The 17740-nt window shown below is 66.4% G+C and carries 17 protein-coding genes; 9 read left to right on the top strand and 8 right to left on the bottom strand.

Annotated features, from left to right (window positions below; all coding sequences use genetic code 11):
* The first annotated feature begins 28 nt into the window (after positions 1–28).
* The 5 genes from C8K14_RS07550 (at position 29) to C8K14_RS07530 (ending at position 7184) form a co-directional block, all read left to right on the top strand.
* A complete protein-coding gene (locus C8K14_RS07550; protein WP_107716209.1) occupies positions 29–1321 on the top strand; it encodes a sensor histidine kinase KdpD in 1293 nt (430 codons plus the stop codon).
* Complete coding sequence (locus C8K14_RS07545; protein ID WP_233250956.1) at positions 1318–1989, top strand: response regulator transcription factor; 672 nt, start codon at positions 1318–1320, stop codon at positions 1987–1989. Before C8K14_RS07550 ends, C8K14_RS07545 begins: the two co-directional genes overlap by 4 nt.
* A 102-nt stretch (positions 1990–2091) precedes the next feature.
* Positions 2092–4548 carry a TonB-dependent receptor gene (locus C8K14_RS07540; protein ID WP_199223698.1) on the top strand — a complete coding sequence of 819 codons (2457 nt, stop codon included), beginning with the start codon at positions 2092–2094 and terminating at the stop codon, positions 4546–4548.
* A 178-nt stretch (positions 4549–4726) separates the two neighbouring features.
* A complete protein-coding gene (locus tag C8K14_RS07535) occupies positions 4727–6496 on the top strand; it encodes a diguanylate cyclase (RefSeq protein ID WP_233250955.1) in 1770 nt (589 codons plus the stop codon).
* Positions 6497–6611: 115 nt separating this feature from the next.
* Positions 6612–7184 (top strand): TetR/AcrR family transcriptional regulator, encoded by a 573-nt coding sequence (locus C8K14_RS07530; protein WP_022675436.1) that lies wholly within the window; start codon positions 6612–6614, stop codon positions 7182–7184.
* Here the strand turns inward: C8K14_RS07530 and C8K14_RS07525 are convergent.
* A complete protein-coding gene (locus C8K14_RS07525; protein ID WP_022675437.1) occupies positions 7173–7613 on the bottom strand; it encodes a DUF2141 domain-containing protein in 441 nt (146 codons plus the stop codon). The genes C8K14_RS07530 and C8K14_RS07525 overlap by 12 nt on opposite strands.
* A gap of 188 nt (positions 7614–7801) precedes the next feature.
* Between C8K14_RS07525 and C8K14_RS07520 the strand changes: the two genes are divergently transcribed.
* Both C8K14_RS07520 and C8K14_RS07515 read left to right on the top strand, forming a co-directional pair.
* Complete coding sequence (locus C8K14_RS07520; protein WP_107716206.1) at positions 7802–8989, top strand: hypothetical protein; 1188 nt, start codon at positions 7802–7804, stop codon at positions 8987–8989.
* A complete protein-coding gene (locus tag C8K14_RS07515) occupies positions 8986–10299 on the top strand; it encodes a lipopolysaccharide biosynthesis protein (RefSeq protein ID WP_054131148.1) in 1314 nt (437 codons plus the stop codon). Before C8K14_RS07520 ends, C8K14_RS07515 begins: the two co-directional genes overlap by 4 nt.
* On the opposite strand, the gene C8K14_RS07510 is transcribed toward C8K14_RS07515, so the two are convergent.
* From C8K14_RS07510 to C8K14_RS07495, 4 genes are all read right to left on the bottom strand, one after another.
* Positions 10296–11057, bottom strand: a complete 762-nt coding sequence (locus tag C8K14_RS07510) for an NTP transferase domain-containing protein (RefSeq protein WP_107716295.1) — start codon at positions 11055–11057, stop codon at positions 10296–10298. The genes C8K14_RS07515 and C8K14_RS07510 overlap by 4 nt on opposite strands.
* Entirely contained in the window at positions 11054–11947 is an 894-nt protein-coding gene (locus C8K14_RS07505; RefSeq protein ID WP_107716205.1) for a hypothetical protein, read from the bottom strand. The genes C8K14_RS07510 and C8K14_RS07505 overlap by 4 nt, the downstream gene beginning before the upstream one ends.
* On the bottom strand, positions 11944–12945 hold the full coding sequence (locus tag C8K14_RS07500; RefSeq protein WP_107716204.1) for a diacylglycerol kinase family protein: 1002 nt from the start codon (positions 12943–12945) through the stop codon (positions 11944–11946). Before C8K14_RS07500 ends, C8K14_RS07505 begins: the two co-directional genes overlap by 4 nt.
* 185 nt (positions 12946–13130) lie before the next feature.
* Positions 13131–13688: an SOS response-associated peptidase family protein gene (locus C8K14_RS07495; protein WP_022678514.1), complete on the bottom strand. Its 558-nt coding sequence runs from the start codon at positions 13686–13688 to the stop codon at positions 13131–13133.
* Between the two features lie 265 nt (positions 13689–13953).
* Between C8K14_RS07495 and C8K14_RS07490 the strand changes: the two genes are divergently transcribed.
* Positions 13954–14409, top strand: coding sequence for a GreA/GreB family elongation factor (locus C8K14_RS07490; RefSeq protein WP_107716203.1), 456 nt, complete (start codon positions 13954–13956; stop codon positions 14407–14409).
* Between the two features lie 45 nt (positions 14410–14454).
* Here C8K14_RS07490 and C8K14_RS07485 read toward each other — a convergent pair whose 3' ends face one another.
* Both C8K14_RS07485 and C8K14_RS07480 read right to left on the bottom strand, forming a co-directional pair.
* Positions 14455–14733 carry a hypothetical protein gene (locus C8K14_RS07485; RefSeq protein WP_107716202.1) on the bottom strand — a complete coding sequence of 93 codons (279 nt, stop codon included), beginning with the start codon at positions 14731–14733 and terminating at the stop codon, positions 14455–14457.
* Between the two features lie 38 nt (positions 14734–14771).
* Complete coding sequence (locus C8K14_RS07480; protein WP_158271882.1) at positions 14772–15185, bottom strand: HU family DNA-binding protein; 414 nt, start codon at positions 15183–15185, stop codon at positions 14772–14774.
* 589 nt (positions 15186–15774) lie between these two features.
* On the opposite strand from C8K14_RS07480, the gene C8K14_RS07475 reads away from it, so the two are divergent.
* Entirely contained in the window at positions 15775–16536 is a 762-nt protein-coding gene (locus tag C8K14_RS07475) for a GntR family transcriptional regulator (protein WP_022678509.1), read from the top strand.
* A gap of 7 nt (positions 16537–16543) precedes the next feature.
* Here the strand turns inward: C8K14_RS07475 and C8K14_RS07470 are convergent, their stop codons facing one another.
* Positions 16544–17686 (bottom strand): GGDEF domain-containing protein, encoded by a 1143-nt coding sequence (locus tag C8K14_RS07470; RefSeq protein WP_233250954.1) that lies wholly within the window; start codon positions 17684–17686, stop codon positions 16544–16546.
* Between the last annotated feature and the right edge of the window lie 54 nt (positions 17687–17740).

The raw sequence follows: 17740 nt of genomic DNA, 5'->3' as shown, positions 1-17740 counted from the left end.
TTCCGCCAGCCCCCGCGATGATGGCGGCATGGTTCACTCTGTTGCCGCGCCCGCTGCTGGCCATGACGCGGCCGATACCCGCCTGGCCTGGCGCGCACGCGTGGCGGCATTGCTGTTTGCCCTGCTGGTGGCGGCGCTCGCCGGGCTGGTCGTGGCCTTTGCCATCAGCGCGCGCGGCGCCAACCGCCAGTTCACGCAGGCCAGCCTGTCGGAGCGGCAGGCGGCCGTTGTCGCGCGGATCGTCGCGCTCGCCCCAGCGGGGCAGGGCCCCGCGCTCGAACGGGCCTTGGCCGATTATCGTGCGCTGGTAGCCGAAGAAGTAGGTCTGGCGCGCGGCCCGACGCTAACGCGAGAGCAGATCCGTGCCGATGCCTTGGTGCAGCTTGCCCGCACGCCCGGCGCGCAGATGCGGTTGGAAGCGCTGGCCCGCACGATCGATGGCCAGGAAAATGGCGAGCTTCAGGCCGGGCGCAGGGCGCTGGCCCGCGCCGGGCAGCGCAGTATGGTCCTGGCCGGCTTGCTCGCCGCCGTCGCCCTGGCCTGCGCGGCCTGCGGGGCTTGGCTGCTGTGGCGCAGCAACCGCGCGCTGGCGGCCATGGTCAAGGCTCGCACCGCCCGCATCGCCGCCGTCGATGCCTCGCGCCGCCTGTTCTTTGCCAAGGTCAGCCACGAATTGCGCACCCCGGTGGCCGCAGTGCGCAGCGCCGCCGAAGTGGCGCTGGACCAGCCCGATGCCGATCCACACCTCTTGCGCGAAACGCTGGGGCACATCGTGGCGCAGGCCGGTTTCCTTACCCACCGCATCGACGAACTGCTTGGCCTTGCTGCCGCAGACGATGGGCGCTTGGCCCTGGCGAGCGCGCCGTTCGATCTCGGGCAGGTGGTGGCCGAGGCCGTGGCGGCGGCGCGGCCCTATGCGGCAAGCGTCGATGTGGCAATGGCGCTGGCCGCCCCGGCTCGCCTCCTGCCGATGATGGGCGATGCCCGCTGGCTGCGCCAGGCGCTGTTGGCGGTGATCGAAAACGGTATCAAGTTTTCACCAATGGATTCGGCCCTTGGCGTCACGCTGATGCCCGCTGATGGCGTGGCTGAGGTGGTGATCCACGATCGCGGGCCGGGGGTGATGGAGGCCGAACTGCCGCGCATTTTCGATGCCTATTACCAGACCCACGAAGGCCGGCAGCGCGGTGGCAGCGGGCTGGGCCTGGCCCTGGCCCGCTGGGTGGCAGAGCGCCATGGTGGCAGCGTGCAGGCAGCAAACCAGCCCGATGGCGGCTGCGCGATCCGTTTTCACCTGCCCTTGCAGGATGGCGCGGTATGAGCCTGGTCCTGCTGGTGGAAGACGATGCCGGCATTGGCCGGGCGATCGTCCAGGGCCTGGGCGGCCGCGGCCTTTGCGTGCGGTGGCTGCGCCAGGGGGCGGGCGTGCTCGACGCCCTGGTGCGCGAGCAGATGGCCACGGTCATTCTCGATATCGGCCTGCCCGATGCCGATGGCCTGGCGCTGTGCCGCCAGATTCGCGACGCCGGGCATGCCATGCCGATCCTCATGCTTACGGCGCGCACAGCGCTCGATGATCGCCTGGAAGGGTTTGATGCAGGCGCCGATGATTACCTGGCCAAGCCCTTTGCCTTTGCCGAACTGGCCGCCCGGGTGGGCGTGCTGGTGCGCCGCGCCGGGCAATTGCTGCCGCCGCCGATCACCTGGCAGGGCCTTTCCATCGATCGCGCCGCCGGCACAGCCGCATGGCACGGCACCCCGCTGGCGCTGGAGCCGCGCAGCCTGGCGCTGCTGGCCGAACTGGCGCTAGCACGGGGTGAGGTGGTGGAGCGGACCGCGCTGATCGATCGGGTGTGGGGCGCCGATGCCGTGATCACCGACAACGCCGTCGATGTGGCGGTAAGTGCGCTGCGCAAGCGGCTTGGCCCCTGCGGCCTGGCGATCGCCGCGGTTCGCGGCCGGGGTTTTCGCCTGGCCTTGCCGGAATAGGCGCCAGCACCGTCTCATACCTTGGGTCAGTCTGAGCGTTCGCTCAGGTTATTGGCGTTTCATCCTGTTACGGCCTTTATGTTGAAAAACAGGGAGAGCGTGATGCGGGACATGAGGGGCTGGTTCTGCGCGGGTGCATCGTGCCTGTGCCTCGCGATGCCGGCACAAGCGCAGGATATGACCGCAACGGGGCCTGACATTATCGTGCGCGCCACGCCGCTGGCGGGTGAAGCGCCGGAAGTGGGCAATGCCAGGGCACTACAGGCCACCCAAGCGGTAAGCGTGGCAGAGCATCTGGCCCGCACGGCACCCGGCGTCACTATCAACGACGTGCAGGGCAATCCGCTGCAGCCCGATGTGAACTATCGCGGCCTCACCGCCTCGCCGCTGCTCGGCACGGCGCAGGGGCTTTCGGTCTATCTCGATGGGGTGCGCGTCAACCAGCCGTTCGGTGACGTGGTCAGCTGGGATCTGATTCCCACCGTGGCGGTGGCCGATATCGACCTGGTATCGGGTGCAGCCCCGCAATTTGGCCGCAATGCCCTGGGCGGCGCGCTGGTCCTGCGCACCAAGAGCGGCAAGAGCGATCCTGGCGTCACGCTGGAGGCCAGCGGCGGTGCATTCGGCCGCGTGACCGGCAGCGCCCAGGCCGGCGGCGTTCTGCCCGGTGGGCTGGACTGGTACGTCGCCGCCGACCATTTCCGCGAGGATGGGTGGCGCGATCTCTCGCGCTCGCGCGCCAGCCGGGCCCTGGCCAAATTGGGGTGGAGCGATGCGGCATCGTCGGTATCGCTGGCGGGCCACTTTGCCGATACCAACCTCAACGGCAATGGCCTTCAGGAAATGCGCCTGCTCGCCGCCGATCGGCGCAGTGTCTATACCGCGCCTGACAATACCCGCAATCGCATGGGCATGGTCGTGCTCAATGGCGAAACCCGCCTGGACAGCGGGCTGCATCTGCGCGGCAACGCTTTCTGGCGCCATCTGCGCACCCAGACGTACAATGGCGACGTCAACGATGATGCCTTGGGCGAAAACCTCTATCAGCCCAATGCTGCCGAACAGGCCGCGCTTACCAGCGCCGGCTATACCGGCTTTCCCGTAGCGGGCGAAACCCAGGCCAATACACCGTTTCCCCAATGGCGCTGCATTGCCAACGTGCTGCTCAACACCGAGCCAAACGAGAAATGCGATGGCCTGATCAACCGTTCGCAAACCCGGCAAAGCGAATGGGGCGCAACGCTGGAGGCATCGGGCCGCTTCATCACCGGGCCGGTTGCCCACGACCTGACACTGGGCGCATCCTATATCGGCAGTACCGCGCATTTCACGCAAAGTAGCCAGTTCGGCTATATCCTGCCCGATCGCACGGTCATGCCGGTAAGCGGGCCGGGCGCCTTTGCCGATGGCACGCAGGATTCCGAAAACGCCTTTGATGCCAGGGTCGATCTGCGCAGCCGCACCACGGCGCTGTCGGCCTATGCGCTTGACCGTGTCGGGCTCGGCCAGCGGCTTACCCTCGACCTGGCCGCGCGCTATGATCGGGTGGCGGTGCGCAACCGCGATGCAATCACGCCGGGCGGCGGCACCGGCTCGCTCGACAGCAGCCCGGTCTATCATCGCCTCAACCCGGCGGTTACGCTCACCGGCAAGGCGGCTGACGGCACGACGCTGGCGCTATCGTGGAGCCAGGCCAGCCGCGCCCCTTCGGCCATCGAACTGGGCTGTTCCGACCCGGCCAGCCCTTGCCGACTGCCCAACGCTCTTGCCGGCGATCCTCCGCTGCGCCAGGTGATTGCCCGCACGATGGAAATCCGCCTCGATCGCGGCAATGGCTGGGGCCACGTTCACGCTGCGCTGTTTCGAACCGACAGCAGCGACGATATCCTGTTCGTGGCCAACGATGCCTCGGGGTATGGCTACTTCCGCAATTTCGGCAAGACGCGGCGGCAGGGCCTGGAACTGTCGGCAGATGCCCGGCTGCGCGGCTTCACCTTTTCGGCAAGCTATACGCTGCTCGACGCCACCTATCGGTCGAGCGAGGTGGTCAACGGTTCGGGCAACAGCAGCAACGATGGTGCCGGGCCGGGCTTTGACGGTACGATCGCGATCCAGCCGGGCAATCGCATTCCCCTGTTGCCACGCCACACGGTGAAAGCGGCGGTGGGATGGGAGGCCACGCCGTGGCTCTCGCTCAATCTCGACATGGTGGCCGTGTCCAGTGCCTTTGCCCGCGGCAATGAAAACAATGCCCACCAGGCGGATGGCACCTATTATCTTGGCCCCGGGGGAACGGCCCCGTATGCGCTGTTCAATCTGGGGGGAGAAGTTCGTCCCCGCGCTGGGCTGACGATCTTTGCCATGGTCCGCAACCTGTTCGACAAGGATTATGCCAGCGCCGCACAACTCGGCGCCACCGCCTTCGATGCGCAGGGCAGGGTGGTGTCACGGCCCTTTGCCGGCCCAGTGATCGATGGCGAACGCCCCTTGCTGCAATCGACGTTCTTCGCGCCCGGCGCGCCCCGCTCTCTCCAGGTGGGTGCCCGCCTGCATTTCTAGGCTTTCCCGGCCCCCCCGGCAACCGGCCACCCCCCAAACCGGGCCGGTTGCCACCCCGCCGGCCCGGCGCGCTCCCCGCGTCGGGCCGGTTTTCAATCCGGTAATCATTTACATAGGTATTTGTGGTAAATGCCGCCGTATGAGTGGTTTGGACGCAGTGATGGATGGGGGGCGGCGCATGCTGGGACGTGCTGTGCGGCTGATCTTGTCTTGCCTGGCTCTGGCGGTGGCACAGCCGGCCCTGGCTGGCGCGCCTGACCAATGGATTACCTTGGAAAATGCCTGCCATGCCACGGGCGCCACGCCGGCACCGGGCCACGATTCCACTCTACCCACGCGCTTTTCCTGCCATGGCGAGCTGCGCGATTACCAACGCGCCAGCCTCTGGCTCAAGGTTAACGCGCAAACTCTGGCGCAGGCGGGGCCAACGCCGGTGCTGATGGTCCATTCCTCGCGGTTCGATGCGCTGCACGTGGGCTTTTTCTATCGCGATGGTACCGCCGATTGGCAGGAGGTGGCGCGCGGTGCCTATGGCGCGAACTGGCGCCTGGGTGGCCAGATCGCGTTCGTTCCGCCGCAGCGCGATGCCGCGCTGGTTGGCGTGGTCTTGCGATTCGACCGGGTGGCATCGGCACCGATGCTGCGCATGCGCCTGATCGATGGCGGCCAGGCGCAGATCCAGGCCACGGCCATGGCCAGCATGATCGGCGCGATGCTGATGCTGCTGGCGTTGGGCGCGGTCTACAATTTCGGGCTCGCCTTCGCGGTGCGACGGCAATTCCCGGCCTGGCAGGGCGCCTGGGCCACCTGCATGGTCGCCTGGGGGGCGATGTGGTCGCAATTTCACCTGTTCTTCTTTCCGGGGCTGGCCGGGGTCGTTTCGGCGCAGATCTGCACGGCGCTGTCGTGCCTGGCTACCCTCTTGGCCACCTACAGCCTGCTTACCGCGATCGATCCTGGGCACGTGCCGCGCTGGCTGGGCCGCACCACCCGTGTGGTCGCGCTCGCCACGGCACTGCTTGGCGTGCCGCTCAGCCTGATGCGCAGCGGGCCGCTGGAGTTCTGGGCCAATGCATTGGGCTTCCTGGTCTTGCTGCTGCTGGTTCTGGCCGGATCGTGCCTGATTACCGCATGGCGGCGGGGCAGCAGCGCCGCGCGTGCGTTTGTCGGCGCATGGGCTGTGCCGATGCTGGCGCTCGGCCTGTCGTCGGTCGTGGATTTCAGCCACGCCGTATGGGGCGGGGGGTCGCAGATGCTGGTCCTGGCCGCATCGGCCTGGCAGACGGTGTGGCTGTCGGTTGCGGCCACCCGGCGCTTCATGGGCATGCGGATCGAGCGTGACCGCGCCCTCGTTGCTGAAGCAGCAGCGCAGGAGCAGGCCCGGCGCGATCCGCTGACCGGCCTGCGCAATCGCCGTGGTTTCACCGACGCGATCACCCCGCTGCTCGACCGCGTAACCCAAGCCCCAGACGCGGTGTTGGACGACAGCCACGGCGTTGCCCTCCTGCTGCTCGATGTCGACCGCTTCAAGGCGATCAACGACGCCCATGGCCACGACGCCGGCGATGTCGTGCTGGTAACGCTGGCGCGGCGGCTCGCGCGTTGGGATGGGGCAATGTGCGTGACAGCGCGCCTGGGCGGTGAGGAGTTTGCCTTGCTCGCCACCGGCATGGGCCGCTTTGCCGCCCTGCAACTGGCCGAAAGCGTGCGCACGGGGCTGAGTGATTGCGACCATTCCCCGTTTTTCGGGCGTGGCCAGGTAACGGTGAGCGTGGGCGTGGCCATGGCGCGGGCCGGAGACGATTTCGCCGCGCTCTATCGCACCGCCGATGCTGCGCTCTATGCGGCCAAGCACCAGGGCCGTAACCGCGTGGTGATCGCGCCCGACGTGATCTATCCCGAAGGCGATGACGCCGCGATGCCGATCCGCATCGGCATCGGCGACTGACGCTGTTTTTGGGTGAGGGCCTTGCCTAGCCGGCTTGGCTCCGCTTAATCCTCGGTTCTTGGCGACGTGAACCGCGCCAGACGTGGACCACGAGGGGATAACGAGTTTGGCCCGATTGAAGCGCAGCGAAAGCCAGGCGCGTACGCGCGAACGGCTGCTGCAGGCGGCAACCGATCTGTTTCGGCGCGATGGCTATGCGATCACCTCGCTCGAACGCATTGCCGATGCGGCCGGCTTCACCAAGGGCGCGGTCTATTCCAATTTCGACAGCAAGGAAGCGATCTATCTCGAAGTGTTGAGCGCCGAAGCGCTTCGCAGCCTTGGCGATTTGCTGGCCGACCTTGACGGCGCCACCGATGCCGCCGGGGTGGTGGACGTGGTGGCCGCCTGGGCGCAGGAGCGTTCGCGCCATGGCGGATGGTCCCTGTCGGTGCTGGAACTGGCCCGCACCTCGCCGCCCGGATCGCCCTGCCTTGAGCGGCTTGAGGAAATCGTGCGACGGGGCTGGCGCGAACTTGGCGGCTATCTGCGGCAACGCTTCCCCGATGGTCCGGCGCAGCCGGAAACCCTCGGCGCGCTCTTGTTCGAGATCGCCTATGCCCCGGCACTCACGTTTCTGGCCAGCCCCGATGCAGCCGACCTGGTGCGCCTGGTCTTGCCCGCACAACTGGCGCCGTCACCGGCCTGATGGCCCGATAATCAGCCCTTTGCGATACTGCATGATAACCGGCACGCTGATCGGCCGGTTGGTGATAGCCACGGCCGTGGCGGCAAACGCGGGCTTCAACTTGAACACCGAGAGATGCGGATTGCGGGTAAAACCTCCACCATCGTTCCAATCGGATTTGCCGTTGGCGTTGGCATCGTGGCGCACCGCCACGGCATAGTCGCCCGGTTGGCTGATCGGAAAGCAAAAGCGGATCGGACCACCACCATGGCGGCGCTGCTCGATCCGCATTGCCCATTGCCCCTTGTCGAGAAAGCGCGCGCCACCCGGCCCGTAAAGCTGGGCGCGCACCGTCCCCTTGTCGTTGATAAAGCCGCTGACCTCCACGGTGAGTGAGGGTTGTCCGGGAAGGCATTCCCGGTCGGGTGTGCGGCTTTGCGCTGCTGGCATGGCCGGTGGCGTGGCGGGTATCTGCGCAAGTGCGCTCAGCGGCAAAAACGCGAGGAACACTGTGGCGCCCGCCCATACCCATGGCGTTGTTGGCACGTTCGCTTCTCCTGTCTGATGGGGGCGGTGGGAATGCTCTTGCCCGGCGGGAAAGAGTTGCAATTCGCCCGGAATTGGGTGACCGCCAGCCCATGGCGGACGACATTCTGTTTCTGTTCAACCACGATGCCCCGCACCAGGTGGCGCATATTGCCGGCATCGCGCGCGCGATGGTGAAGACGGGTGCCGATGGCCGTACCGTCACCTGCGCGGTAGCCACGCCGGCCATCCGCGCGCGCGTGGAAAGCATCCTCGGCCCGGCAGCGGGGCAGGTGGCGTGGTATGACATGGCGTTGCCGGGGTGGCTGGAAGCCGCGCTGGCACTGCCCAACAAGGTGGCGCCGGTACGGCGGCTGATGCGGCTGCGCCATCATGCCGGGCGGATCAACGCGGCGCGTGTGGTGGTCAGTGCAGAACGCACGTGCCTCTCCATCCGCGAAGGGCGGGGCAAGGCGCTGTTTGCCTATGTGCCCCACGGTGCGGGCGATCGCATGGTGTCCTATCATCCGGAAAAGGGCGGGTTCGACCTGATCCTGGTGAGTGGTCACAAGACCGCGCGCGAGATAGTGGCGCGCGGCGTCGCCCCGGCCGAGCGACTGCGTGTGATTGGCTACCCCAAGTTTGACACGATCGATCTTGCCCAGTCCAAGCGCCTGTTCCCCAACGGCAATCCCGTATTGGTCTATAACCCGCACTTCGATCCGCTGCTGTCGAGCTGGTATGATCATGGCCCGGCGCTGCTGGACTGGTTCGCCAGCCCGGCGGGGCAAGCGTACAATCTGATTTTTGCCCCACATATCATGCTGTTTGCCAAGAAACTTCATGTATCGCTGGAATACCGCACCGCGCGCCTGCGCCCGGATATCGCCCCGCATTGGCAGAGCGCAGCCAATATCCTGATCGATACCGGCAGCGCCGCGCTGGTCGACATGACCTATACGCTGGCCGCGCACGCCTACATCGGCGACGTATCGAGCCAGGTTTATGAATTCCTGGTCCGATCCCGGCCGCTGCTGTTCCTCGATGCGTTCTCGCACGATCCACGATCGCGCGAGGGGGCCTATCCGGCCTGGCAGGCTGGCGACGTGGCGCGCGATGCGGCGGGCCTGGCAGCGCTGATCCCTGGCGCATGGCAGCGCCATGATGCCTTTCGCGCCACACAAGAGGCGATCTTTGCCGACACGGTCTCGCATCAGGCAGGCCATCCGGCCGTGCAACGCGCGGCGCAGGCCTTGCGCGACCTGGCCGCCGGGCGCGGCGCGATCGGACCCCAGGCGTGACGGCGCGATCGCGGCTGCGCGCGGTGCTGGCCAATCTGGGCTGGCTCCTGGCCAGCAACGCGCTGATGGCCGTGCTCTCGCTCGTCTATATCGGCATGGCGACGCGCACGCTGGGGCTGGCTGATTTCGGCCGCTTTGCCCTGATCACGGGCACCGCCCAGACGCTGGCCATGCTGGTCAGCTTCGAAACGTGGAAAGTGGTCGTGCAATATGGCCTCGATCACGAGGCGGCCGGCGACAACGCCGCCACCTGGCGCCTGGAACAGGCCGCCGCGCTGATCGAAGTCTGCAGCGCCGGCCTGGGCATCGCCTTGGTGATTGTACTGTTTTCCCTCTGGCCGGCGCCGTTCGGCATGGATGCCGCTGTGGTGCCCTATGCCATCGGTTATGCTGTGGTGCAGCTGATCACCTTGCGCTCCACCCCCACGGGCATTCTGCGCATGCGTGATCGGTTCCGCCTGGCGGCCCTTGCCGATAGCGTGCAACCAATCGGCCGCCTGGTCGGGGCGACGCTGGCACAATGGCTTTGGCCGGAATTGGCCGGCTTCCTGCTGGCCTGGGCCATCGCCGAGCTGTTGACCTTGGCCGCAACCTGGGCCTTGGCGGCGCAAACCGGTGACGTGCGCGGATTGCTGCGGGTGCGCCATGGCTGGCGCCAGGCGCGCGCGGAAAATCCGGGGATCGGTCGCGTGCTGATCAGCACCAACGGACAATCGACCCTGGGCCTTGCCGCCCGGCAGGCGCCGCTGCTGTTGGTCGGCGGCTTTGTCGGAGCCGAGGCGGCAGGGGCCTTTCGCCTTGCGGCGCAACTGGCCAATGCCCTGTCCAAGATTTCCATCCTGCTCACGCGGGCCGCCTTTCCCGAAATCGTCCGGTCGATCCGTACCGCGTCGCGCGCGCACTTTCGCGCCGGGGTGCTGCGCGTCGGCCTGGCTGGCTTGCTGGCGGCCGGCGCCGTGATGGCGCTGGTGGCGCTGGCGGGCCGCAATCTGTTGATGGCCGTGGGCGGGCACGCGTTCGGTGCAGGATATGTCTATCTCTTGTGGCTGGCCGGGGCCGGCGCGATCGAACTGGCCGCCGCCGCGTTCGAGCCGATCCTGCTCTCGGTGCATCGCGCGCTGTCGGCCACTGTGGCGCGGGCTGCGGCGGTGGCGCTGCAACTTGGCTTGATGCTGGTGCTGCTGCCCCAAATCGGAGCCCTGGGCGCCAGCATCAGCGTGTTCGCCGGATCGGTGGCGGCAAGCGTGTTGTTGGGCGCGGTCTTGTGGCATTATGCCATGCATCACGGGTTGGACGAAGCAGCCGCCTAGGTGGGGCCAAGTCGGCCGGCGATCCGCCGCGCCAGCACCAGATCGGCCGGCTTGTCGACATCGACAGCCGCCAGCCCGTGGGGACTGGCGACCGCTTCCACCCTCAGGCCAGCCCGCCCGCCCAAAGTGGCCATCGCCTCGGTGAGCGACAGCCGCCCCAGCGCATAGCGCAGCAAAAGCAGGGGGCCGAGGCGCCAGACGATCCGCCACGGCCGCTTGCGGTCGCGCTCCACCGCCTGCCATAGCGCAAACGCGGCCGCGGCGCGGGGCGTGGCAAAGTGAAACAGATTGCAGCCCGACCATTGTCCGTCGGCAAAGCGAAGCCAGGTACGCTGCGTTTCGGGGACGGCCGCCTCCACCACGTCGCGCCGCGCCAAAAGTACCGAGACATCGGCATCGCGCGATACCGCCGCGCGAAAATCGGCAACCCATGCTGGTTGCAACAGCGCATGATCGGCCGTGGTCAACAGCATCGGCGCACCCAGCAAGGCAAAGCCGCGCGCGGCGCTTTCACTGGGGCCCTGGGCTGCCGGCACCAGTTCGCAGCCCAGTTCCTGCGCCAGGGCCGCGACGGCCGGATCAGACGCAGCGACTGCCACGCGCCCGGCACCTGCGGCGCGGACCGCCGCGATCACGCGCGCGAGCATTGGCACACCGGCCACCGGAACCAGCGCTTTGGCCGGCAGGCCCTCGCTGGCGGCAACGGGGTCGTCCGGCCCGCGCCCGCCCGCCAGGATCAGGACGGAAAATGCTGTCATGCGCGCCGCGCCTGCCATAGCCGCAACAACACGCCCGGTGCGGCCAGAATCGGGTGGCGTTCGCGCCATGGTGTCAGCGCCAGACGCAGGCCGGAATGCCGTTCAATCTTCCACAAGGCATAGCGGGCGGCACCTTCGAACGTGAAGGCAGCCTTGACCAGGCGCAGGGCGTTGAGCGGCTTGCCCAGCGCGCGGCGCAACCGCCAGGCGCGCTGCCAGCGGCGGCGCTGTCCTTGCGGTACTTCCGGTTGCCAGGCCGCGCCGCTGCCAGACAGCAGGATGCCCTGGCTGGCCCAGGCAAGCGGCAGTATCGTGGCAAAGTGGGCTGGATCGGCCGAGAGGATGGCGTCGCTGCGAGATGGCGGTTCCACCCGCAGTTCGGCGCGATAGGTCTGGCGGAACAGCGCCCGCCACCACGCCTGCGCCGGGCCTTGGCCTGGGCCAAGCGCCAGGGCAAAGCGAGCGGCCGTGGCAATAGCATCGGCCACCGCCTGGGTGACCGCAGCAGCCATGGCACGATCGCTGGCCACCAGCAGCCGGGCAGGCTGGCAGAACCGCGCCCATACCGTCGTATCGATGCTTTCGCCGCGCGCCGCCCGGCGAAATTGCGCCAGGGACATGACCGCGACCTTGGCCCGCACGGTGACGGCGCCAAGACCGATTTCATGATAGCCAACGTCGGGCCAGATCAGCGCCGCCAAGCCGCGCGCCGGGCGGCGATGGAGGACATAGAAATCAACCAGCCCCTCCAGATCGTCACGCCGCAGGTTCGATCCATAAAACAGCACGGCATCGCCACCGAGCCGGGCGCAGACCTGCCGGGCCGCCGCCACGATCTCTGGCTTTACCGGTTGCGCGAGGCTGGCCGCCACCGCCTGGTTCAGGCTCATGCCGGAACCACGAACTGGATCGGCCGGCCCCGGCTGATGATCAGATTGCCGCCCGGAAACTGCTCGCCATCAAGGATGAAGCCCCGGTCGAGCGAGAGATAGACCTTGTCCGCATCGCGGCGGATATAGCCATCTGCTTCCAATGCCGGCGATTCCCGTCCCTTGATCACCGCCAGGAAATTGCGGTGCAGGGCACGGGGCGGAGCCTTGACGGTAAGGAACTTGAGCCCGTCGCGGATGCGACCGAACGGGCGCAGGCCCACCGGCATCTGCCGCAAGGTCGAGGCCAGCATGAGATAGACGCGTTCGGCAAAGATCTCCACGCCATCGCGCGACACCCGCGCCATGTCGCCACGGCGCCAGCTGTTGCGCGGCCCGCCGAACAGGCTCTTCAGCAGGGCCATCAGCACGGTCAGTGCCACCGCGATGGCGTTGAACATGCCCTTGCGATGCACGCGCTGCGCCAGCAATGTTGCGCGGCTGAACACGCCCAGGCCAAAGATAAAGCCGAGCTGGTCGGGCAGGGCATTGTTGTTCCAATGAATATGCACCGGCGCGCGGTCGGCGACGCGGTTTTCCATGTGCGCCCGGATCGCGTCGCCCAGGCTCCAGTGCGCGGGCAAGGCCAGATCGAACGCCAGCGCGTTGGTCTTGCCCGAGGGGATCACCGCCACGCGCGGCAATGCCCCGCGATACACCATGTGCGCCACGCTCAAGACATCACGTACGGTGCCGTCGCCGCCATCGATTACAATGAGTTCGACGCCTTCGTTGGCAAACTGGGTGATGATGCTGACCAGTTCGTTGCGCGATGAGGGTTCGCGCTTGAACACGATGGCCTCGGGCAGTTCGGTCGGGCGTGAGCCGCCGTTGTTGCGGTGGCTGCGCGGATTGCTCACCACGCCTACGCGGGGCACCGGGCGGCTGACTTCGGTGGGGGCAAAATCCTTGGCGCGGATGATCGCCACCCCGCCGTGTTGATTGAATTCCTGTCTCATTTCCGCTCGATAAAATGCGCACCGCGCCAGTGGCGCAGCGCTTTGACGTGACGGTCCGTAAAAACTCCAATGGTGTCGCCAACGCGCAAAGCCAAGATCAGTTTCCAAAAAAAACTGTTATTCGGTGCAAAATAGGCGGGGGCGTAAGGCAGGCTTGGGTACGGTTCGTAAAAAGCAGCCGCCGCTCAATCGCCCAGTGGCATGATCCGATCGGGGTGAAGCGCCTGGACCAGCGTGTCCACCTCCTTCCAGCCTTGCGCCAGCCAGCGCGCCTGTTGCGGCGCCGTTAGCAGCAGGGGGACGGAGGCGGGGGGATTGGCTGGGCCCGATAGCGCGTCGACACCAACGGTCAGGATGGCAAAGCTGGGCACTTCGGAATCGCGCCAGATGCCGGCAAAGGCCATGATCGGCGCATCGGGCGATCGCCACCACCGCCGTGCGCCGCCTGCGCGAAAATGCGTGGCCGGCACCAGACAGCGCATCTCGGGATGACGCAAAGTGCCAATCCAGAACGGGCTTTCCACATTGCGCACCGTCGTCACCACATGCTGCCCGCGGGGCGGTGGTGGCACGCCCCATTGGCGCGGCACCAGGCGCCGCCGGCCATCGCGGCCGCGCACCACCACCGGAGCATAGCCTCCCGGGTTCACCGCGCCACCGGTCCAGACATCGCCGTTGGCATCGGCCGCCAGCGCCTGGGCAATGGCATGGGCCGGGGCATCGAGAACATAGGCGAGTGACATGGCTGGCAATCCTTGTGAAACAACATGGCCATGCCGCCAAGCATTTCACGCAGAGAAATGGCTTGCTGGCCCCTCTGGCCTTTTCGGTGCGCGCAGGGCATTGTGACGCTTGCAACTCTATTTCACCCTGCTGCCGGCGGGCAAGGCTTGCTGCTTTTGCCCGCCGGCTTTTTCAGGTCTGCGCTCGTGGGGCGGTGGCTGCTCTTGCTCTGTCGCGCAAAGCGGGCAAGAGGGGAGACCCACCCCTGCTGACCAAGGACCAGGCATGAGCGTTGCGTTCCGCCGCGAAAGTGATGACGAGCATCTCGAACCCAAGTTCGAGCGGCCGATTCCGCCTGGGCCCAATCTGGTAACGGCGCGTGGCCTGGCGCAATTGAGCGCCAGAGTGGCAGAGGTGGAGGCATTGATCGCCACGCTGCAGGACGAAGAGGCGCTCAAGGCCGCGCGCCGCGATCTGCGCTATTGGAGTACGCGCCTGGCCACCGCCCAGGTAATGCCTGCGCCGGCCGGTGACGTGGTGGAGTTCGGCTCCACCGTCACGCTGGTGCATAGCGGCCGAGAGCGGACGATCACGCTCGTCGGCGACGACGAGGCCGACCCAGCGGCAGGCCTGCTGGCGTTTTCCGCGCCGCTGGCGCGCGCGATCATGGGCGCCGAAGCGGGCGAATATGTGGACTTTGGTGGCAAGGCCGAAGCGGTGGAGATCGTCACGATCACGTGAAGCTGATCGGCGTCGCTGGGAAAGCCTGCGCGGCGCGATCGGCGCTCAACCGGGGTCGGTGGGGGCCTGCGCCTGGAGCTGGTCCAGCATATCCATAAAGTTGCGCGCAGCGTCCCGCTCGGCAGGATCGGGAAAGGCCACGTCGAGATCGGGCGCATTGCCCAGGATGTGCATCAACGCCCACATCGCAAAGCGCCGGCCGGGATCACGCTCCAGGCCAAAATCCACGGAAAGGCGTTCCATGCCCGTGGCCAGTGCCGCTGGCGCTACCGATGCAGGATCGGCAGCGCCGAAGTAGCGGCGCATCTGGTCGTCGAAATCCACGAAACGCCTTTCCGAGGGGAAAAAGCCAGCAGCGGCGATTAGCCGTTCAGCTTGTCCTTGAGAGCCTTGGCCGGCGCGAAGCTGAGCTTGCGCGACGCAGCGATCTGGATCGGTTCGCCGGTCGAGGGATTGCGGCCTTCGCGGGCCGGCACGTCCTTGACCTTGAACTTGCCGAACGCGTTCAGCGAGATTTCCTCACCCTTGGCAGCGGCTTCGGCGATGGCGGCGAAAACGGCGTCGACCGTCTTGCGGACCTCGGCCTTGGCAATGCCCTGGCTGGCGGCAACGGCATCGACAAGTTCAGTAGTGTTCATGGTAGCGTTTCTCCAAAATGCTGCGTGGGGCCTAACGCCTGATTTGCGCGCTGTAAATCGGCGGAGAGACGAAGAACCATGGGTTTGCGTCCATTCGCCGGCGCGTTTTCCACCGCTACGGCACGCTGGCGCCGACATTGTCTGGTGCCAGGGCCAGATCATGACGCGTTGCAGCACGCAGGAGGCCGGTTTTCCGGCAGCAATCCCTGCGCTGACATTAACGATCTTTGGGCGCCTGCATGTCCGCGCGCTTGCGTAAGGTTCACAGGCCTGGCGATAGCCAGCGATGTTGCCGAATATCCCGACGTGACAACGGAAATTGCCGCAAACAGGGTTGGCTTGCGCATGTGTAGGTTGCGCTGCAGGTCCCATCGTCAGGCTCCGCTCGATCAGCGGATTGGGGCACGCGATAACAACTGTCACGGTTCTGCGTATCGCCTTCATGATGGCGCGATTGCGCATATGCGGTATGAGGCAAGCGCAGGCTCAGCGACACATCTGGGATTAGCCACGCGAACACATGAATTTTCCATATCGGACCGAAAAATGCGGCCATCACGCTGGTCCGACGACAGAATCGCGCGCCGGTATGCATTCGAACAACGTCCCGATTCTTGCGCAGTGCCTTGATCGGGTGTGAGTTCAATCCATAACCATTGCCATACAGATAAAATCCCTGTTGTTCTCGGTTCTCGGGCAGCGTAGTGCTTGGGCGTAAAGGAGAGCCATGGCCTTCGTTGATCAGATTGGTGCGCTTCGGGAAAACGAAGCCGGCCCACGCTACATGCGGCTGCAAAAGCTTATTCGTCACGCGGTAGACAGCCGTCGCCTTGCCGCCGGCGCCGCTCTGCCCAGCGAGCGCGACCTTTGCGAGGAATACGGGCTGTCGCGCGTCACGATCCGCAAGGCGATCGATGGCCTGGTGGAAGAAGGCTTGCTGGAAAGGCGCCAGGGCGCGGGCACCTTTGTCTCGGAAAACCTTCAGAAAGCCAGCAGCGGCCGCGTGGAAAAGAGCTTTTCGGCGCTGTCATCGTTTTCGGAAGACATGATGGCGCGCGGGCGCAAGCCCGGCAACAAGTGGATCGATCGTTCCGAAGGCCTCGTTACGCCCGAGGAATCGCTATCGCTGGGCCTGTCGCCGGGCTCGAAAGTCTATCGCTTCCAGCGCATCCGTTACGCCGATGGCGTGACCATGGCGCTTGAAGGCGCCACCGTGCCGGGTTGGGGCCTGCCTTCGGTCGCGACGGTCGAGAACTCGCTCTACACGGCCTTGCAACAGGCTGGGCACAGGCCGGTGCGGGCGCTGCAGCGCGTGCGCGCGATCGGCTTTCCGGCGGAGATGGCCGATCTACTGGGCATCGCTGCCGGCGATCCGTGCCTGTTCATCGAACGCCGGGCGTTTCTGCCCGATGGCCGGGTGATCGAAATCACCCACAGCTATTATCGTGGCGATGCCTATGACCTGGTCGCCGAATTGAGCGAGATCTGACGCAGCCTCAGGCGACGCGGCGGCGATTGGCGCCGCGCTCGCGCTTGGCCTGGTACAGGCGCGCGTCCGCCTCCTGCAGCAGCGCATCGAGCTGATCGGCGCGATTGTCGCTCACCACGCTGCCCACGCAGGTGGAGATCAGGATGACATGGTCATCCACCTCGAACGGTTCGGCGATCGTGGTGCGCAGGCGCTGCGCCAGAAGACCGGCCTCTTCGCTGCGTGACAGGCCAAATTGCACGACGGCAAATTCATCGCCGCCCAGGCGCGCAACGATATCGCCATTGCGGATCGCGCCGCGCAGCCGATTGGCCACTTGTTCCAGCAGGCGATCGCCAGTGCCGTGGCCATAGGCATCGTTGACTGGCTTGAAGCCATCGAGATCGAGATAATGTACGGCGACGAGGCCGTGCGGAGACATGACGGCAGCATTGGCCTCGAAATGCTCGCGCAGGGCGAGGCGATTGGGCAGGGCGGTCAGGTTGTCGCGCCGGGCCAGCGAGAGCGAGACCAGCCGATGGCCGATCTCAGCCTTGACCATGTCATGGCGCATGCGCAGCGACTGTCGCCCGCCGATCACGAAAGCCGTGGCGATAAACGCCAGCCCGATCGTCAAAGGGCGGGCCTCGGCCAGCGCGAGCAGCAGGGTTGGTGTCATCGCCAGGGCCATGAACAGCGAGGCAAGACGCGGCCGGGCGCCAACGCCGGTCGCCACGCCTGCACAAAACCCGACAAGCACGCAGATCGTCAGGGCGCGCGCATCGCCACGATCCAGGTGGATCACCCGCGCCCCGATCAGGCCGAGCAACCCTGCAAAGCTGCCATAGGGCACGGCGAACAGCAGTTCCAGCCGGCGCGCGGCGGGCCGGTCGAGCAGGGCGGTCAGGGCGCGGTGACGCAAGCGCACCGCCAGGATGATCCGCGTGGTCCATGCACAGGCCGCCAGGCCACCCAGTACCATGATTACGCGATCACCGGTGTCGTGGATCATCAGGGCGAGATAGGCGGCAAAGATCACCGCCATGTAGATCGCTTGCAATGGCGTGGCATAGAGCCCGCGCACGAGTTCGGCATAGATGCGGTCGGCCAGTGCTGGCCCGCCGGCAGCGGCATCCGCGCCGGCACCGGCCGGAAACGTCGTTCGGGGCACCGGCGCTCTCTCCACATGGCACCGCCTGCGGCGCAGGCGGGCTCAATGATTACG

The organism is Novosphingobium sp. GV079 (genome assembly GCF_003058045.1).
GTDB classification, from domain to species: domain Bacteria; phylum Pseudomonadota; class Alphaproteobacteria; order Sphingomonadales; family Sphingomonadaceae; genus Novosphingobium; species Novosphingobium capsulatum.
This window is presented reverse-complemented; position numbering and strand designations above follow the sequence as displayed.

Bases quoted from the DNA above. Each gene is read 5' to 3' on its own strand.
- C8K14_RS07550 (WP_107716209.1), top strand. From the start codon at position 29: ATGGTTCACTCTGTTGCCGCGCCCGCTGCTGGCCATGACGCGGCCGAT.
- C8K14_RS07545 (WP_233250956.1), top strand. From the start codon at position 1,318: ATGAGCCTGGTCCTGCTGGTGGAAGACGATGCCGGCATTGGCCGGGCG.
- C8K14_RS07540 (WP_199223698.1), top strand. From the start codon at position 2,092: ATGCGGGACATGAGGGGCTGGTTCTGCGCGGGTGCATCGTGCCTGTGC.
- C8K14_RS07535 (WP_233250955.1), top strand. From the start codon at position 4,727: ATGCTGGGACGTGCTGTGCGGCTGATCTTGTCTTGCCTGGCTCTGGCG.
- C8K14_RS07525 (WP_022675437.1), bottom strand. From the start codon at position 7,613: ATGCCAGCAGCGCAAAGCCGCACACCCGACCGGGAATGCCTTCCCGGA.
- C8K14_RS07520 (WP_107716206.1), top strand. From the start codon at position 7,802: ATGGCGGACGACATTCTGTTTCTGTTCAACCACGATGCCCCGCACCAG.
- C8K14_RS07510 (WP_107716295.1), bottom strand. From the start codon at position 11,057: ATGACAGCATTTTCCGTCCTGATCCTGGCGGGCGGGCGCGGGCCGGAC.
- C8K14_RS07505 (WP_107716205.1), bottom strand. From the start codon at position 11,947: ATGAGCCTGAACCAGGCGGTGGCGGCCAGCCTCGCGCAACCGGTAAAG.
- C8K14_RS07500 (WP_107716204.1), bottom strand. From the start codon at position 12,945: ATGAGACAGGAATTCAATCAACACGGCGGGGTGGCGATCATCCGCGCC.
- C8K14_RS07495 (WP_022678514.1), bottom strand. From the start codon at position 13,688: ATGTCACTCGCCTATGTTCTCGATGCCCCGGCCCATGCCATTGCCCAG.
- C8K14_RS07490 (WP_107716203.1), top strand. From the start codon at position 13,954: ATGAGCGTTGCGTTCCGCCGCGAAAGTGATGACGAGCATCTCGAACCC.
- C8K14_RS07480 (WP_158271882.1), bottom strand. From the start codon at position 15,185: ATGTCGGCGCCAGCGTGCCGTAGCGGTGGAAAACGCGCCGGCGAATGG.
- C8K14_RS07475 (WP_022678509.1), top strand. From the start codon at position 15,775: ATGGCCTTCGTTGATCAGATTGGTGCGCTTCGGGAAAACGAAGCCGGC.